This is a genomic window from Deinococcus sp. YIM 134068, from assembly GCF_036543075.1.
GTDB lineage: Bacteria > Deinococcota > Deinococci > Deinococcales > Deinococcaceae > Deinococcus > Deinococcus lichenicola.
The window spans coordinates 95,089-112,365 of sequence record NZ_JAZHPF010000002.1; the positions used below are offsets into that span (position 1 = coordinate 95,089).

15 protein-coding genes are annotated in these 17,277 nt (G+C 67.7%); 13 read left to right on the forward strand and 2 right to left on the reverse strand.

Annotation, left to right across the window (positions count from 1 at the left end; genetic code table 11):
• Window positions 1-46: 46 nt before the first annotated feature.
• The 3 genes from V3W47_RS02970 (at window position 47) to V3W47_RS02980 (ending at window position 2,971) form a co-directional block, all read left to right on the forward strand.
• Window positions 47-217, forward strand: coding sequence for a hypothetical protein (locus V3W47_RS02970; protein ID WP_331823675.1), 171 nt, complete (start codon window positions 47-49; stop codon window positions 215-217).
• A complete protein-coding gene (locus V3W47_RS02975) occupies window positions 217-339 on the forward strand; it encodes a hypothetical protein (RefSeq protein WP_331823676.1) in 123 nt (40 codons plus the stop codon). Before V3W47_RS02970 ends, V3W47_RS02975 begins: the two co-directional genes overlap by 1 nt.
• A gap of 457 nt (window positions 340-796) precedes the next feature.
• The gene (locus V3W47_RS02980) at window positions 797-2,971 is read left to right on the forward strand and encodes a family 1 glycosylhydrolase (RefSeq protein ID WP_331823677.1); all 2,175 of its coding nucleotides are present in this window, start codon (window positions 797-799) and stop codon (window positions 2,969-2,971) included.
• Between the two features lie 587 nt (window positions 2,972-3,558).
• Here the strand turns inward: V3W47_RS02980 and V3W47_RS02985 are convergent.
• Complete coding sequence (locus tag V3W47_RS02985) at window positions 3,559-3,768, reverse strand: hypothetical protein (protein ID WP_331823678.1); 210 nt, start codon at window positions 3,766-3,768, stop codon at window positions 3,559-3,561.
• A 279-nt stretch (window positions 3,769-4,047) separates the two neighbouring features.
• Between V3W47_RS02985 and V3W47_RS02990 the strand changes: the two genes are divergently transcribed.
• From V3W47_RS02990 to V3W47_RS03010, 5 genes are all read left to right on the forward strand, one after another.
• Window positions 4,048-5,055, forward strand: a complete 1,008-nt coding sequence (locus tag V3W47_RS02990; RefSeq protein ID WP_331823680.1) for a LacI family DNA-binding transcriptional regulator — start codon at window positions 4,048-4,050, stop codon at window positions 5,053-5,055.
• Window positions 5,056-5,164: 109 nt separating this feature from the next.
• A complete protein-coding gene (locus V3W47_RS02995; RefSeq protein WP_331823681.1) occupies window positions 5,165-6,871 on the forward strand; it encodes a glycoside hydrolase family 13 protein in 1,707 nt (568 codons plus the stop codon).
• 119 nt (window positions 6,872-6,990) lie between these two features.
• Entirely contained in the window at window positions 6,991-8,199 is a 1,209-nt protein-coding gene (locus V3W47_RS03000; RefSeq protein ID WP_331823682.1) for an ABC transporter substrate-binding protein, read from the forward strand.
• Between the two features lie 69 nt (window positions 8,200-8,268).
• Entirely contained in the window at window positions 8,269-9,192 is a 924-nt protein-coding gene (locus tag V3W47_RS03005; protein ID WP_331823683.1) for a carbohydrate ABC transporter permease, read from the forward strand.
• Window positions 9,189-10,019, forward strand: coding sequence for a carbohydrate ABC transporter permease (locus V3W47_RS03010; protein WP_331823684.1), 831 nt, complete (start codon window positions 9,189-9,191; stop codon window positions 10,017-10,019). The genes V3W47_RS03005 and V3W47_RS03010 overlap by 4 nt, the downstream gene beginning before the upstream one ends.
• Window positions 10,020-10,146: 127 nt before the next feature.
• Here the strand turns inward: V3W47_RS03010 and V3W47_RS03015 are convergent, their stop codons facing one another.
• Complete coding sequence (locus V3W47_RS03015; protein WP_331823685.1) at window positions 10,147-11,577, reverse strand: glycoside hydrolase family 32 protein; 1,431 nt, start codon at window positions 11,575-11,577, stop codon at window positions 10,147-10,149.
• Window positions 11,578-11,653: 76 nt separating this feature from the next.
• On the opposite strand from V3W47_RS03015, the gene V3W47_RS03020 reads away from it, so the two are divergent.
• The 5 genes from V3W47_RS03020 to V3W47_RS03040 all read left to right on the forward strand — a co-directional run bounded on the left by V3W47_RS03020 (window position 11,654) and on the right by V3W47_RS03040 (window position 17,002).
• Window positions 11,654-12,448 carry a hypothetical protein gene (locus V3W47_RS03020; RefSeq protein ID WP_331823686.1) on the forward strand — a complete coding sequence of 265 codons (795 nt, stop codon included), beginning with the start codon at window positions 11,654-11,656 and terminating at the stop codon, window positions 12,446-12,448.
• 178 nt (window positions 12,449-12,626) lie between these two features.
• Window positions 12,627-13,640, forward strand: a complete 1,014-nt coding sequence (locus V3W47_RS03025) for a LacI family DNA-binding transcriptional regulator (RefSeq protein WP_331823687.1) — start codon at window positions 12,627-12,629, stop codon at window positions 13,638-13,640.
• 12 nt (window positions 13,641-13,652) lie between these two features.
• Complete coding sequence (locus tag V3W47_RS03030; RefSeq protein ID WP_331823688.1) at window positions 13,653-14,579, forward strand: carbohydrate ABC transporter permease; 927 nt, start codon at window positions 13,653-13,655, stop codon at window positions 14,577-14,579.
• A gap of 80 nt (window positions 14,580-14,659) precedes the next feature.
• Window positions 14,660-15,580: a carbohydrate ABC transporter permease gene (locus V3W47_RS03035; protein WP_331823689.1), complete on the forward strand. Its 921-nt coding sequence runs from the start codon at window positions 14,660-14,662 to the stop codon at window positions 15,578-15,580.
• Window positions 15,581-15,691: 111 nt separating this feature from the next.
• Window positions 15,692-17,002, forward strand: coding sequence for an ABC transporter substrate-binding protein (locus tag V3W47_RS03040; protein ID WP_331823690.1), 1,311 nt, complete (start codon window positions 15,692-15,694; stop codon window positions 17,000-17,002).
• Window positions 17,003-17,277: the final 275 nt, after the last annotated feature.

Here is a 17,277-nt window from a genome sequence, read left to right on the forward strand (position 1 = left end):
AGCACGTCCCCCTCTCCTTATACGACCCCACCCCTATCTTGACCATATGAAAAGCGACACCGCACGTAAGGTCAGCCTGGCTCTCGTTGTAACGCTCATGAGCGCACTCACGGGAGCGCAGGCAGGTGGGGCCAAGGACTTCGGTCAACGCAGCGTGTCGGGAGCGGAAGGCACCGTGCAACCGCAGGCGGGCGCGAAGGACTTCGGGCAGCGCTGATGTCCCGCCCCCACCCCAGTCCCAAGGAGAAGCCCGTCCCGCCCGCCCGTCCCGTTCAACTTGCCCCCCGGCCCACCCTGCCCATCATGATCGGCGGCGCGGTGGACTTCGGCCAACGTTAGGCTGCGTTCCCTCTCCACAACCGACCACCCCTCCCCGGACACACGTTGTCCGGTTTTTTCTTGACGGCAGCACCTCCAGGCATCTCCTTCCCCTCCCTCTTGCCTAGATAGGTCGGCTCGGCGGGAAATTGGGTGGTGCCCGTCCGATTCTTCCCCAAAAAGCGCGACGCTCAGCTTGTTTCTTCCCCCCTCCCGCGAGGTCCCCCGCTTCTTGCCGGGAAGTCGACCGGAGAACTATTAAGTTTTTCACGCGACATTCAAGGCTTGCGTGGTGCCCCCAGCGGGCACAATGCCCGTCAGGTCTGGACGTGGGGACCGAACTTCGGTTTTCGGCGTCACCGTCACGCTTCGCGGGTCTGGTTCTGTGGGCGACATCTCATGAACAGCGGTCCGGCACATGGTCGGAGGAGGCCGTGTGGCCGGATTTGAGCGGAAAGATAGCTGGGGAGGCTCGGGGATGGAGAATCTGGAATTGTGGGTGGGGGTGGAGCCGACCGTCAGCCGGGTGGGGGACGAGACGCTCGACCAGCTCGCCCTGAGCGGCTTCGACCGCCGTCTGGAGGACATCGACCGCCTCGCGTCGGTAGGGGCGCGGGCGGTGCGCTTCCCGCTGCTGTGGGAGCGGACGGCCCCCGACGGGCCGGAACACGCCGACTGGCGCTGGGCCGACGAGCGGCTGGCCCGCCTCGCCGGGCATGGGGTCACGCCCATCGTCGGGCTGGTCCACCACGGCAGTGGACCGCGCGGCACGCACCTGCTCGACCCGGCCTTTGCGGAGGGCGTGCGCGCCTATGCCCGCGCCGTGGCGGAGCGTTACCCGCACGTGGACGCCTACACGCCCGTGAACGAGCCGCTCACCACCGCCCGCTTCTCGGCGCTGTACGGCCACTGGTATCCCCACGCCCGCGACGAGCGGAGTCTGTGGCGGGCGCTGCTCCACCAGATGCGGGCGACCGTGCTGGCGATGGGGGAGATCAGAAAGGTCAACCCCGCCGCTCGGCTGATCCAGACCGAGGACCTCGGCTTCGTCCACAGCACCCCCGCCCTGCGGGATCAGGCGGGGTTCGAGAACGAGCGCCGCTGGCTGAGCCTCGACCTCCTGATGGGCCGGGTGGACGAACATCATCCCCTGTGGGACCACCTGCGGCGGGTGATGGGCGCGACCGAGGCGGAGCTGCGCCCCTTTGCCGAGCATCCCTGCCCGCCCGACCTCGTGGGCCTGAACGTGTACGTGACGAGCGAACGCTTCCTCGACGAGCGGCTTCACCGTTACCCGCCCCATACCCACGGGGGCAATGGGCGCGCCCGTTACGCCGACGTGGAGGCCGTGCGGGTCCTCGGGGAGGGGATCGGCGGCCCCGGTGCCCGGCTGCGCGAGGCCCACGACCGCTACGGCCTGCCCCTCGCCATCACGGAAGTTCACCTCGGCTGCACCCGCGAGGAGCAGCTCCGCTGGTTGCACGAGACCTGGCAGGCGGCGCAGGACGCGCGGAGGGAGGGGGCGGATGTCCGCGCCGTCACCGCCTGGGCCGCGCTGGGGGCCTTCGAGTGGAACAGCCTCCTGACCCGGCGAAGCGGCCACTACGAGAGCGGGCTGTGGGACGTTCGCGCCCCCGAGCCGCGCCCCACCGCCCTGCTGGGCCTCGCCCGCGACCTCGCCGCCGGTCGGCCCCCCGCCCACCCCGTGCTGGGGGGACCGGGCTGGTGGCACCGGGCCGAGCGGCTCACCTTCCCGCCCCACGGCCCGGTCCACGCCGACCCCCCCGCCGGTCGCCCGCTCCTCATCACGGGGGCGACGGGCATGTTCGGGCAGGCCCTCGCCCGCGCCTGTGAGGGGCGCGGCCTGCCCCACCTTTCACTCTCCTGCCGTGACCTCGACCCCGCCGACTCCGCGTCCGTGGAGCGCACGTTGAAGGACCACCACCCCTGGGCGGTCGTCGACGCCGCCGGGGTCGTCCGAATGGACGCCGCCGAACATGACCCGCGCATTCCCCACGAGAACGTCCCCGGCCCGCAGGTCCTTGCCCGTGCCTGTGCCAAGGAGGACGTGCGGCTCCTGACCTTCTCCTCCGACCTGGTGTTCGGGGCGCGCGAGGGGGTACGGCTACCCTTCCTGGAGTCCGACGCGCCCGGGCCCCTGAATGCCTCTGGCCGCGCCAGGCTCGCCGCCGAGGAGGGCGTGCTTGCCCGCCTGCCGGGCGCGCTGGTGGTGCGTACGGGTGCCCTGTTCGGGCCGTGGGACCCCCAGAACTTCGCCGCCCACGTTCGCCGTGAATTGCAGGCCGGGCGGCGGGTCCGGGCCGCGCGGGATCGGGTGGTCTCGCTCACTTTCGTGCCCGACCTCGCCCACGCGGTCCTCGACCTCCTCATCGACGGGGAGACGGGCATCTGGCACCTCGCCCACGCGGCTGCCGTGACGTGGGCCGACTTCGCCCGGCAGGTCGCCCGCGTCTCGGGCCTGGACCCCGACGGGGTGGAGGGGGTGGACGCCGCCACCCTCCCCCTGCCCGCCTCCCTTCCCAGCGCCCTCGCCAGCGAACGCGGCTGGCCCCTGCCCAGCCTGTCCAGCGCCCTCGAACGCTGGAGCGCCCAGGTGGAGAACCTCGAGCGTGAACTGACCGCCGCCGATTGAGGGGGCTGGGGGCTGGAGAGGGGTGAGGTTGAAGCGAGGGTCGTTCCCCACCGCAGGATTAATACAAAAAGGTGACACGGACAGCGAGACAAGTTCATCGTCCTGTCCTCTACCCAGTTTCGTGAGCTGCTGCATCCGCCGTAGCCAGGGGGGAGCCTCGCCATCTCCTGTTCGGACCAGGGCCACTCCAACACTTATCAGGAGGGAACGAGGCGTGGGAACCAAGGGGTTCCTTCCGCTTCCCCGTTCATCGGTCCGCTCTGAGTGACCCAAGCCATTTGACTTCAGCCATTCTTGGCCTCAAAAGGTCCGGAAGACCGAAGGCAGGAGGAGGAAGGCACGGGGTGGATAAGGGGTGCGCTGGCCTCGTGCTGGCGGCCTGCTTCTCCTACCTTTTCCTCGCTTTACCTTGCTTGTTACCTTTACTTGTATTAATTACTCACCCTGAGTGTTGCACGGCCAGGGGACAGGGGAGCGGAGCTTCAACCAGAGGGTGTGAACGGGCCGCCCCAGGGTGCGGAGGCGGGTCCGTGTCCGGCACTGGCAGCCGAGGAGGGCAGCACGGGCGACCAGCACCTCATCAGGGTTCACGGCGCGCGGGAGAACACCCTCGGGGGCGTCTCCATCGGCATCCCCAAGCCCTGGATCACACCGGCATACCGGAGTCCGGCAAGTCGTCGCTGGTGTTCGGCACCCTCGCTGCCGAGACGCAGCGCCAGCTCAACGAGACCTTCACCGCCCTCACGCAGGGCTTTCTTCCGCATGACGGCCAGCCGGACGTTGGGCGCATCGAGCATCTGGGCGCGCCCATCAGCATCGACCCATCATCGGCCAGAAGCGGATCGGGGGCGCACTCCGGTGCCCCCCATCCAGCGAGCGGAGAGGCACCCCACCGGCACAGGGAGTCCCACCGACGGACACGCGAACACGTAGGGGAAGCCTTCGCTCGACGGCCCTTCCGGGACAAGCCGTCCGGGCAGATAGACGCGCTGGCCTGAACCCCCGACAGCCGCCTCGAAGGTCAGGCCCATCCCAGGTTGACAACCGACCTGTAAACGCTTACAGTTCGGGCACCGATGGAACCGACAATCAAAGATGTGGCGAGGCGTGCGGGCGTCTCGACGGCCACGGTTTCACGAGTCCTCAACGGGGGGCACTGGGTCGCCGGAGAGACCAGAACCGCCGTCCTTCAAGCCGTCCAGGAGCTGAACTACAAGCCCAACGCCGTCGCCCGGAGCCTGATGAGCGCCCAGACCAAGACGTTGGCGATCCTCTTTCCCAACGTCTCCGACATGTTCTCCGGCACGGTCCTCGGCGGGGTCGAGGATGCGGCCCACAGCCGGGGCTTCAGCGTGATCGTGTGCAAGACGGGCGGCGGCCACGAGCGCACCCTCGCCTACCTCCAGCTTCTGGCCGAGAAGCGGGTGGACGGCATCATCTTCGCCAGCGAGGTGCTGCGTGAGGCGTACGCGGACTTCATCGGGCAGTTGCGGATTCCGCTCGTCGTCCTGTCGGGCGAGAGCGTGCGGCCAGAGATTCCCACGGTCCGCTGCGACGACCGTCAGGCCGCCTACGCTGGGGCGTCCTACCTGATCGGTCAGGGGCACGAGAATATCGGCCTGCTCTACGGGGGTGCCCACGAGACGCCCGAGCAGAGTGGCCGCCTGGAGGGCTTCCACGAGGCGCACCGGGACCACGGGCTGGCGGTCGAACCCAGCCGCGTCCTGTGTCTGGAGGGCTTCGCGTTCAAGGACGGACAGGTGGGGGGAGCGGCCCTTCTCCGGCAGGGCGGCCCCCTGACCGCCATCTTCGCCAGCAGCGACGAGCTGGCCCTGGGGGTGATGTCCGCCGCCTACGCGAGGGGGCTTCGCGTCCCGGACGACCTGAGCGTGATGGGATTCGACGACCTCCCGCTCGCGGAGATGAGCCTGCCCCCCCTCACCACGGTGCGCCAGCCCCTCTACGGCATGGGTCGCCGGGCCGCGACGATGCTCCTCGACCACATTCAGGACATCAAGAAACTGGAGGGACACGCCGTCTTCCCCACGACCATCGTGGAACGGCGAAGCGTGCGCCGACTCTGAGGCTCTCTTTTCGCCCACACCTGTAAGCGTTTACGGGGCAATCGTCCCCCGAGCTGCCGGATGGAAGTTTCGCCTCTCAACGCGCTGGACCCGAAGGGAGAAGACCTGCATGGCGTGGTGGAAAGAGAGTGTCGTCTACCAGATTTACCCGCGCTCGTTCCATGACACGGACGGCGACGGCGTGGGCGACCTGTGCGGCATCACGGCGCGGCTGGACTATCTGCAAACGCTGGGCGTGGACGTGATCTGGCTGTGCCCGGTCTACCGGTCCCCGAACGACGACGGCGGCTACGACATCAGCGACTACCGGGCCATTCAGCCCGAGTTCGGGACAATGGCGGACTTTGACGAGCTGCTCGCCGGGATGCACGCGCGCGGGATGCGGCTCGTCATGGACCTCGTGGTGAACCACACCAGCGACGAACATCCCTGGTTCACCGAGTCGCGCAAATCCAGGGACAACCCCTTCCGCGACTTCTACATCTGGCGTCCGGGCCGGGACGGCGGGCCGCCCAACAACTGGGGGTCGCACTTCGGCGGCTCGGCGTGGAAATACGACCCGGCGACGGACGAGTATTTCCTGCACCTCTTCTCCGAGCGGCAGCCCGACCTGAACTGGGAGAACCCACGGGTGCGGGGGGAGGTGTACGACATGATGCGCTGGTGGCTGGACCGGGGCCTGGGCGGGTTCCGCATGGACACCATCAACATGCTCTCGAAGGCCCCCGACTTCCCGGAGGGGACCGTGCGGGGCGACTACCCCCACCCCCTCGCCGAGGAGCACTTCCTGAACGGGCCGCGCCTCTTCGAGTACCTGCGGGAGATGAAGGAGCGGGTGCTGGACCGCTACGACGTGCTGACGGTCGGGGAGACGCCGGGGGTCAGTCCCGAACTCGGCGTGGCCTACACGCACGAGCAAGACGGCGTGCTGAGCATGATCTTCCAGATGGAGCACATGGCGCTCGACGCCGACCCCACCCACCCCACCCCCCGCTGGACGAAGGTGCCGTGGAGCCTCGCCGAACTGAAGGCCATCACGACCCGCTGGCAGCACGCCCTACACGGGCAGGGGTGGAACAGCCTGTACCTCTCCAACCACGACGTGCCCCGGATGGTCTCGCGCTTCGGGGACGACGGGGAGTACCGGGAGGAGTCGGCCAAGCTGCTCGCCACCTTCCTGCACACCCTCCAGGGCACGCCGTTCGTGTTCCAGGGCGACGAGATCGGCATGACGAACGTGCAGTTCCCCCGTATCGAGGACTACCGCGACGTGGACGCGCTGAACTTCTACCGCGAGCGGGTGACGGAAGGCGGCCACTCCCCCGAGGACACCCTCGCGCGCATCCACCTCAAGGGCCGCGACAACGCCCGCACGCCGATGCAGTGGAGCGCCGGGCCGAATGCCGGGTTCACGACCGGGACGCCGTGGATCGGGGTCAATCCCAACCATGTGGAGATCAACGTCGAGGCCGCGCTGGACGACCCCGGCTCGATCTTCTGGTACTACCGCGACCTCATCCGCCTGCGCCGCACCCACCCCGTGATCGTGGACGGACAGTACGACCTGCTGCTGCCCGACCACCCCACGGTGTACGCCTATACCCGGACCAACCCGCACGAGCAACTGCTGGTGCTGCTCAACTTCAGCCGGGAGACCGCGACGTTGCCCTGGCCGACGGACCTTGCCTCACCCTCCACGCGGCTGCTCCTGGCGAATTACGACGCGCCACAGCAGCCGGAAGAAGACCTGACCCTCCGTCCCCACGAGGCGCGGGTGTACCTCTCCCGCACCGGGGCAGGTGATGCCCTGGTCTGACCCGCCGCCCGAGATGACCGTAGCTGCCCCATCGTCCCCCAGGAGCGCCGCCCATGACCCACCCCCACCGCCCGCCCCGTCCCCGCCTCACGTTCCCCGCCCGCCCAGGAGGTCACCGCATGAAGCACCAGACCCGCGCCCGCGTCACCCTGCTCAGTCTCGCCCTGTCCCTGCTGGCCTCCAGCGCCTCCGCCGCCACCGAGATCGAGGTGTTCGTCGGCAACAAGGGCGTGGAGACGTGGAAGCGGCTCTTCGCCGACTTCGAGAAGCAGAACCCCGACATCAAAGTTACGCTGACCGTGCCGCCGGACTTCGTGGCGGTCCTCAAGACCCGCATCGTGAAGAACAAGGCCCCCGACATCGTGGCGATGGGCGGCGACACCAACTTCAAGGGCTTCGCGGACGGCGGCGTGTTCAGGGACTACGCCTCCGACCCCATCCTGGGGAGCGTCAAGCCCATCTACATCCGGCAGCTTCAGGCCATCGTGGGCGGCAAGGAAGTGTACGGCATCCCCTTCACGGCCAACACCATCGGCCTGATCTACAACGTGGACAAGCTCAGGGCGCTCGGCCTCCAGCCGCCGAAGACCTACGCGCAGTTCATCGCGGCCCTCAAGAAGGCGAAGGCGGCGGGCCAGACGCCCGTCACGCTCACGCTCAAGGATGCCTGGGTCACGCTGCCCTTCATGAACGCGATTGCGGTGAACACGGTGCCCGCCAACTTCGCCGCGCAGAAGAACGCGGGCAAGGCGACCTTCCAGCAGGCCTACAGCGGCGTGGCCGACAAGATGCTGGAGATCAGCAGCTACAGCCAGAAAGACCCGCTGGGCACGAGCTACGCGGACGGCACCGCCGCCTTCGCCCGTGGGGGCAGCGTGTTCTACATCCAGGGCGACTGGGCGCTACCGGATGTCCTCGCGGCCAACCCGAAGGTCAGGGTGGCGATGGTGCCCTTCCCGGCGACCAACGGCAAGAACACCGTGGTGAGCAGCGTGGACCTGCTGCTGGCGACCTCGCGGAACACCCGGCACCCGGCGGAGGTGCAAAAGCTCCTCCAGTTCCTGCTGAGCAAGCAGAACGCCAACACGTACCTGAGGGCGGTCAACGCGCCCTCCGTGCAGGTCGGCACGGTGCCCACCGATCCCCGGCTGGCCGCCATGAAGGCGAGCTATGCGGGCGGCAGCATCGCGGGCGCGCCGTTCAACCTCTTCCCGCCCGGCCTGAGCGCCGAGACGTTCTGGCAGGCCATGTTGCAGGACAGGAACAAGAACAAGGCGTTGAGCGGCCTGGACAAGACCTGGGTCGACGTGCTCAAGCGCAGCTACTAGGGGTGTGAGCCGGGCGCGGGGGCAGATGGGTGGACCGGACCTGCCTCCACGCCCCCTTCAGGGGGACCCATGAGTGCCATTACCGAAGACAGACGGCCCAGCACGGTCATCGCCTCGCCGCCCAAGCGCCGCCGCAGGAGCGACCACACCTACCTCTTCATGGCCCTGCCCGCCGTCATCCTCTTCTTCGTCTTCCACACCTACCCGGCCATCCAGGGCATCATCTACAGCTTCACGAACTTCAGGGGCTACGGCGACTACGACTTCGTGGGGCTGCGAAACTACCTCCAGGTCTTTCAGGACGAGCGGGCGCTCGCCGCCTACCGCTTCACGTTCCTGTTCGCCATCCTCTCGACGGTGCTGGTCAATTTCATCGCGCTGACCATCGCCATCGGCCTCAACAGCAACATCCGCTTCCGCAACTTCCTGCGGGGCATCTACTTCCTGCCGAACATCCTGAGCGTGTTGATCGTCGGGTTCATCTTCAATTACCTCTTCGCCAACTTCATGCCGCGCATCGGGGAGGCGCTCGGCGTCGCGGCGCTGTCGAGGAACATCCTGGGAGACCCGCAGCTCGCCTGGGTCGGCATCATCTTCGTGGCGGTGTGGCAGGCGGCGGCCTTCAACATCATCCTGTACCTCGCCGGACTCCAGACCATCCCGTACGACCTGTACGAGTCGGCGGACATCGACGGGGCCGGGCCGTGGCAGAAGTTCCGCAACATCACCTTCCCGATGATCGCCCCGTTTTTCACCATCAACATGGTGCTGGCGATGAAGGGCTTCCTTCAGGTGTTCGACCAGATCGTGGCCCTGACGGGCGGCGGGCCGGGCACGTCCACCGAGTCGGTGTCGTACCTGATCTACCGGGGCGGCTTCGACGGCGGGCAGTTCGCCTACCAGTCGGCCAACGCGGTGCTGTTCTTCATCGTCCTCGTGGTGATCTCGGTCGCGCAGACGAGGTTCCTCCAACGCCGGGAGATCGAGGCATGAACACGGACACCAAGCGGCCCAACTGGCCCGTCACCCTCCTGCTCATCCTGGGGGCCTTGACCATCCTCTTTCCGCTGTACCTCGCGGTCGTGACGGCCCTCAAGACGCCCCAGGAACTCGCCGCCTCGTTGTTCGCCCTGCCCACCTCCTTCCGGTGGGAGAACTTCACCGAGGCGATCCGACTCACGAACTTCTTCACGGCCTTCCGGACGAGCGCGCTGGTGACGGTGACGACGGTCGTCCTGACGCTCATCACCAACTCCCTGGTCGCCTACGCCATCGCGCGCAATCAGCACAAACGCTTTTTCCGTTACCTGTACTACTACTTCATCAGCGCCCTCTTCATCCCCTTCCCCATCATCATGCTGCCGGTGGTGAAGCAGACGAGTGCGTGGGGGATGGACAATCCCTACGGCCTGATCTTCCTGTACGTGGTGTACGGTCTGGCGTTCAACATCTTCGTGTACGTCGGGTACATCAAGTCCATTCCACGGGAGGTGGAGGAGGCGGCCCTCATCGACGGCGCGACGACCTGGCAGACCTTTTGGAAGATCATCTTCCCGCTGCTCGCACCGATGAACGCGACGGTGGGCATCCTGACCTGCCTGTGGGCCTGGAACGACTTCCTGCTGCCGCTGGTCATCATCAGCGACCCGGAGTTCGCCACGCTGCCGCTCGTGCAGTACATCTTCCAGGGCCAGTTCAGCACGAACTACAACCTCGCCTTCGCCTCGTACCTGATGACGCTTGCGCCGATGGTCGTCGTGTATCTGCTCGCCCAGCGGTGGATCATCAGCGGCGTGACCCAGGGGGCGGTCAAGGGGTAGGGACGCGCCCGCCACTGCCGGAAGACTCTCGAAGCCGGACCGTTTTCAGGATGGTCCGGTTCTCTTCTTGAATGGAGAGGTGGAGGCGCGTTCTCTCCGGTCGCCGCATTGGACGGCGGCACAGGAATCACGACCGCCCCCCCTGATCGGCGGGGATGCCCCCCTCCATCACCCAAATCTCCACGTGCGCCCGTGTCGGTCGGTCGGCGGTCACGTACCCCAGCAGGCTGTCCGCCCGCGTCGGGTAGACCCGGCTGCTCAGGCAGGCCCGCCCGTTCGCGTATACCTCCAGCACGCTGGCATCGAGGAGCAGGCGCAGGTCCAACCCCTCCCCCCGGCTCAGCGCGAGGTGGAGGCGTTGCGAATCCCGGACCGTGCGGGCGTCGAGCGAACTGCGGGAACGGTCGAGCCTGAGCTGGCGGGCCTCCGGGTCGTACGTCACCACCGTCTCCTCGGCCCCGTCGGGCGAGCGCAGGAGGGTCACGTGCAGGGGATGTTCGTTCCCCGGCTCCACCCGCAGGCAGAGGTCGAGGTGCCGCCCCCGGAAGGCGCACGGCCCCCCCTCGCCCAGCGTCACGGTCCCGTCGATGAGGCAACTCCCCCGGTGGAGGGCGACCTCGGCGGCGGGATACACCCGCAGGTCCCCGCCTTCGATGCTCAATTCGCGCGGCACGCTGAGCGCCCCGGCCCAGCCACCCGGATCGATCAGGTCCTGGTGTCGCCGCTCGTTCAGCCAGGCCCATTGCAGCACCCGCCCGTTCTCGCCGGTCGCCGTGAGGTGCGCGAAGGCCCCGCCGTCCCCGTCGAGAATGCCCTCCCGCTCGGGGACGAACCGCTCGTCCTCGAACACGCCGACGAAGTACCGCGCGCCGAGGCCGGGCACCACGGAGACGGTCAGCACCCAGCGGTCGCCGAGCGGGAAGAGGTTGGGACACTCCCACATCAGGCCCTGTTCGGTGCGGGTGGCGGCGGACAGGACGTGCCGGTAGGTCCAGCCCTGCCCGTCATCCGAGCGGTACAGCAGCACAGCGCCCCGGTCGTGGTCGAGCGAGGCACCGAGGGCCATGTACCACCGCCCCCCATGCCGGAACACGCAGGGATCGCGGAAGTCGCCGGGCCGCACGCCCTCCGGCGGATGGGGAATGACCGGGTTCCTGGGGGACTTCTCCCAGGTTACGAGGTCCCGACTCGTCGCCATGCACTGCGACTGCACCCCGCCCTGCCAGCCGGTGTAGTAGAGGGTGGGCGTGCCGTTCACGAGGGCAAAGGACCCCGAGAAGCAGCCGTGCTCGTCGGGGCCGCCGGGTGTGGGGGCGAGGGCCATCGGCTCGTCGCGCCACGTCACGAGGTCCGCGCTGCTCGCGTGCCCCCAGTGGATGCCGCCCCATTGCGGTCCGTGCGGGTTGTGCTGGTAATACACGTGCCAGCGCCCACCGTGCTGCACGATGCCGTTGGGGTCGTTGAGCCACCCTGCCGGGGCCGTGAGGTGGAAGAGGGGTCGGTGGGGGTCGTGGGGTGGGACAAGGGACGCGGGGGCGCGGGCAGGGGAGTCATCCACGTGTCAAGACTCCCACGAAAGGAGCGATCAGCCGCATGGGGAGTGCTCCGATGCTCTAGCCTCGGCGGGACGAGCTATGGACCGCCGAGGACAAGCCGACCGCCTTCAGGAGAGCCTGCGCCGACACGGGCAGGAGGTGGACCCGGCCCTCGTCCCGGAGGTCATCGCCTGGTGGGAACGTTCGGGGAACGCGGACGCGACGTTCGCCGAATTGGACGCCGCCCTGCGCGCCCAGGGGGTCGGTGTGGAGGGAGAAACGTTAGCGCGGGCCGTCTGGGACTGGCTCGGCGTATCCGCGCCGCGCTCGGTGGCCCTCGGAGCGGGACGGGCGCGGCTCACGCACCTCGCCGAACTGCACGACGTGGCCCTCCCATCACGGGCGCGGGAGCTGGGCGGGCAGTTCGGGCGGGAGCGCACCCTCGTCCCCGACCTGCGGCGGGCGCGGCCCTGGCTGGGCGAGGCGGGGAGCGCGCGGGACGTGCTGACCCTGATCTTCGAGACGGAGTGGAGCGGCTTTCTCGCCCTGCCCGGCGAGGTCGGGCCGTGGGTGTATGTGCCGAGCGTCGCGGACTTGCAGTCGCTCTCGCGCTCCTACGCCGCGCTTGTGAGGGTGGCCTCGCGGGCGGGAGACGCGGAGGTCCTCGACGCGGCGATCCGGCTCCAGCTCCGCTCCCCGGAAGGGTCGCTGCTCGCCCGGCTGGAGGCGACCGACTACCGGGACTCCCCCCCAGGACGGCACCGTTCCCGTCTCCGTCCTGCTTCTGAGCGTGTGGACGCACCGCAGCTCATGGCGCTGGAGGAGGCGTTCTGGGACGCGGCGCGAACTCTGGCCCACACCCGGCGGGACGCGTGGGCCGCGCGGCGGGGGTAGGAGGAGGACGGCCCTCTCCTCCTCTTTTCCTCCCACGTGTCCCCAACGCTCGCATTCGCCCGATCTAATTCGCCCGATTTGAACCGGGTCGAAGCTGCCCTCCGCAGGCATTGACATTCGCTCAAGAATCTGACAACCTCTTTTTGAACGTTCAAATCAATTGCCCGAAGGGGGTGTGATGAGTCGAGCCACGCTCCGGGATGTCGCCGCGCAGGCGGGCGTCTCGCATCAGACGGTCTCCAACGTCCTCAACGACCACCCGTCCATTCGTCCGGCGACCCGTGAGCGGGTCATGACGGCCATTCGCGCGCTGGACTACCACCCGAACGCCGCCGCCAAGGCCCTGCGCGAGTCGCGGGTGACGACGCTGTGCTGCGCCTTTTACGGGCACGCGGCGGACGACATCACCGATCCGTACCGCAACCTCGTGCAGTCGGCCTTTATCGCGGAGGCGAACGCGCGGGGGTACGCCATCACGACGGCGATGCTGGGGGAGGAGCACCCGGAGGGCTTCGAGGCCCTGCGAACTGCCTTCCGGGGGCGGAGCTTCGCGGGCGTCGTGGTGGCGAGCACCACCCTGCCCCCCGAGCGGATGCGGACCCTGGCGGCGTGGGGAGTGCCCACCGTGCTGTTCGACCGCGCGGACCCGGAGGGAGAGCTGCCCTCCGTGACCGCCGACTACGTGGGGGGGATGGCCCAGCTCGTCACCCACCACGTGGCGCGGGGAAGGCGCGACCTCGCGCTCGTGGTGCCGGGGGACGACTTCGGCACGAGCGCCGTGCTGCGCCGGGAGGGCTTCCTGGCCGCCGCGCACGCCCACGGGGTCCGCGCCCGCCTCGAGGAGGGGGCCTGGACCGCCGAGGCGGGGGAACTCGCCTTCCGGCGGCTGTGGGGCGGGGAGGACCGGCCCGACGCCGTGCTGTGCGGCAACGACCGGATGGGGGCCGGGGCGCTCCTCGCCGCCCGGACGCTGGGGGTCTCCGTGCCCGTGGAGGTGGCCGTGAGCGGCTTCGACGACTTCGAGTTCGCCCGCTACACGGCCCCCAGCCTGACCACCGTTCACCTGCCCCACGGGGAGATGGCCCGCCTCGCGGTGAACCGGCTCCTCGACCATCTGGAGGGCCGCGCCCCCGCCGACGAATCCGCCGAAGTCCGGCTTCCCGTCACCCTCGTCCCGCGCGAGTCCGCCTAACGGAGGTTGTGTATGACTGTTCCGGTTCAGAGAGAGACGCGCGTCGTCCCCGCGCAGGCCCCCAGCAAACGCCGCTCGATGAGCTGGATGGCGGGCTACCTCTTTATCCTGCCCGCGATCATCGGCTTCGTGGTCTTCTACCTGTACCCGGCGCTGCGCGGCATCCAGATCAGCTTCACTGACTGGAATCTCCTGAGCGCGCCCGAGGCGGTGGGCCTCGCCAACTACCAGGAGGCCATCCGCGATCCCAAGTTCTGGTCGGCGCTCGGCATCACGCTGCAATACGTGGTGTGGAACATCCCGCTCCAGACGCTGCTCGCACTGGTACTCGCGGTGGCGATGGACCGGCTCGTGAAGAGCATGTTCATCAAGGGTCTTTTGATCGTTCCCTATCTGCTCTCCAGCGTGCTGGTGGCGATGATCTTCCTGTGGATGCTCGACCCCCTGCTGGGCATCGTCAACCAGTGGCTCGACGCGACTCCCCTCGGCAAACAGCCCTTCTTCAACTCCGCCGAGCAGGCGATTCCCACCATCGCGCTCGTGAACGTCTGGAAACACATGGGCTTCAACGCGCTGCTCTTCTACGCGGGGCTTCAGGCGATCCCGCGCACCGTGTACGAGGCGGCGGCCATCGACGGGTCGAGCGAGGTGAACACCTTCTGGAAGATCACGCTCCCCCTGTTGCGCCCGGTGACGGTGTTCGTGCTCGTGACCTCGGTGATCGGCTCGTTCCAGATTTTCGACACGGTGGCCGTCGCCACCCAGGGAGGCCCGGCGGACGCGACGAAGGTGCTGGTGTACTACATCTATCAGAACGCCTTCGGCTTCTTCCGGATGGGCTACGCGACCGCGATGAGCATGATTCTGTTCGCCCTCCTGATCCTGTTCACGCTGGTGCAGATGAGACTCCTTAGGGCGAACGAGTCGGACCTGGAGTGAGGAGTCAGCGCTCAGCTTTCAGCCGTCAGCTCTCAGCCGTCAGCTCTCAGCCGTCAGCCCCCAGCCTCAAGGAGACGCACGTGACGACCGTACCGAACACGCCGAGCCAGATTCACCGCCCCCGCAAACCCTTTCCCTTCGGAAGGCTGCTCGCCTGGCTCGGCCTCGCACTCATCCTCCTGATTTCCGTGTTCCCAATTTGGATCGTTCTAAAAACGGCGCTGACGGGCAGCCGCTCGCTCTTCACGGAGGCCGCCTCGCTGTGGCCGAGCGAGCCGACGCTGGTCAACTTTCAGCGGGTGCTGGGCCTGCTGAGCCTGGAGGAGGTGCAGGCGGCGGGCGGGTCGGGGAGTTCGGTGAACTTCCTGAACGCGATGAAGAACAGTGTGGTCTTCACCGGCCTCATCGTCGTGGGGCAGACCTTCTTCTCGGCGATGGCGGCCTACGCCTTCGCGCGGCTGAAGTTTCCGGGGCGGGACGCCATCTTCACCATGTTCCTGATCGCCATGATGATTCCGGGCATCGTGCTGTTCATCCCCAACTTCATCACGATCAGAAACCTGAACCTGCTCAACACCATCCCCGGCATGATCGCCCCCTTCATCCTGATGACGCCCTTCGCGGTGTTCTTCCTGCGGCAGTTCTTCCTGTCGCTGCCGAAGGAGACCGAGGAGGCGGCCTTTCTCGACGGGGCGGGACCCTTCACGATCTTCTGGCGCATCACGCTGCCCATGAGCCAGGGACCCATCGCCACGCTCGCCATCCTCACGACCATCGGGATGTGGAACGAGTTCTTCTGGCCCTTCCTGATCGCCAAAGATGAGGCGTCGTTCACGCTGCCCGTGGCCCTCCAGGTGTTCAAGTCGCAGACCCCCCAGGGCGTGCCCGACTGGACCGGCCTGATGGCGGGGACCTTCATCGCGGCGATTCCCGTCTTCCTGCTGCTGATCGTGCTGGGACGCCGCGTGGTGGAGTCGCTCGCCTTCAGCGGCACGAAGTAGGGAGTGGTGTGACCGGCAGCCGCTCTCCTCCAGCCAGCCTTCCCGCCCCTTCCCCATCTCCGACCCCCTCACCCGAATCCGCCCTCTCCCGCCCCGTCCCACGGAGGACCTATGCGTAAGCTCCTGACCCTGACCGCCGCCCTCACCACCCTGTCCGCCACGGCGAGCGCCGCCACGACCCTCCAGTACTGGCTGTGGGACTCCGGCCAGCAGCCCGCCTACCAGCAGTGCGCGGCCAACTTCACGAAGAAGAACCCCGACATCACCGTGAAGATCACCCAGAAGGGCTGGGGCGACTACTGGACGGGCCTCACCACCGGCTTCGTCTCCGGCACGGCCCCCGACGTGTTCACGAACCACCTCGCGTACTTCCCGGAGTTCGCCTCCAACGATCAGCTCCTGGACATCAACTCCTATATCGCCAGGGACAAGGTGTCCACCACCGCCTACTACCCCGGTCTGGCGCAACTCTGGACCCGGAGCGGCAAGCGGTACGGGCTGCCGAAGGACTTCGATACCGTTGCCATCTTCTACAACGCCGACCTCGTGGCGAAGGCGGGGCTGAAGCCCGCCGACCTCGCCAACCTGACGTGGAACCCGAGGGACGGCGGCACCTGGCAGCGGACCATCGCGCGGCTGACGGTGGACCGGAACGGCAAGAACGGGCTGTCGCCCGACTTCGACCGCAGGCGGGTCAATCAGTACGGCTACATGACGGGGTACGGCGCGGGCTTCAATGGGCAGACCGAGTGGGCCTTCTACACGGCCACGACGGGCTGGAAGCACAACAACGGGCCGTTCGGCACGAAGTACAACTACGACGATCCCCGCTTCGCGCAGACGATTCAGTGGCTCGCGGACCTCAATCTCAAGCGGGGGCTGATCCCCAGCTTTCAGGAGGTGCAGGCCAGCGGCGGCGACTCGCTCTTCCGCGCGGGCAAGGCCGTCATGGTGACGAACGGCTCGTGGATGATCAGCGACTACACCTCGAAGCTGCCCTTCAAGGTCGGGATCGCGCCGCTGCCGAAGGGGCCGGACGGCACGCGCAAGAGCATGTTCAACGGGCTGGCCGACTCCATCTGGGCGGGCAGCAAGAACAAGGACGCGGCGTGGCAGTGGGTCAAGTACCTCGCCTCCGCCGAGTGCCAGAACGCGGTGGGCCGCACGGGCGTCGTCCTGCCCGCCATCCCCTCGGCCACCAACCTCGCCGTCGCCGCGCACAAGGCGCGGGGCATCAACTCCACCGCCTTCGTCAACCAGGCCAAGGCCAAGGGCGGCACGTTCCTCTTCCCGATCACCGACAACGCCGCGCAGGTCAACGACATCATGACGAGCGCCATGCAGCGGGTCTTCCTCGGCCAGGCGCAGGCGGCGGACGTGCTCAAGGAAGCCAACACGAAGGTCAACGCGCTGTTCAAGTGAGGGGTGGGGCGTCAGGAGTGAGGGGTTAGGGCGGTCCCGGCCTCTCTCCCCGATCGGGGCAGGGACCGCCCAGGCCATGTGCGGCTGCGACTGTTCCTGCCCTTCCCCGATGCCTAACCTCCCATGCGGTGGGACATGGAGTGGGGCGGTTATGTTCTGGGCGACGAGGCCCGTTCACCCCCTCTCCCAGAAAAAAGAACACCTGTCACCACCCACCTCTCCTCGACTTCTCGACTCCCCGACTCCTCGACCTCTCATCCCTCATCCCCCCCGAG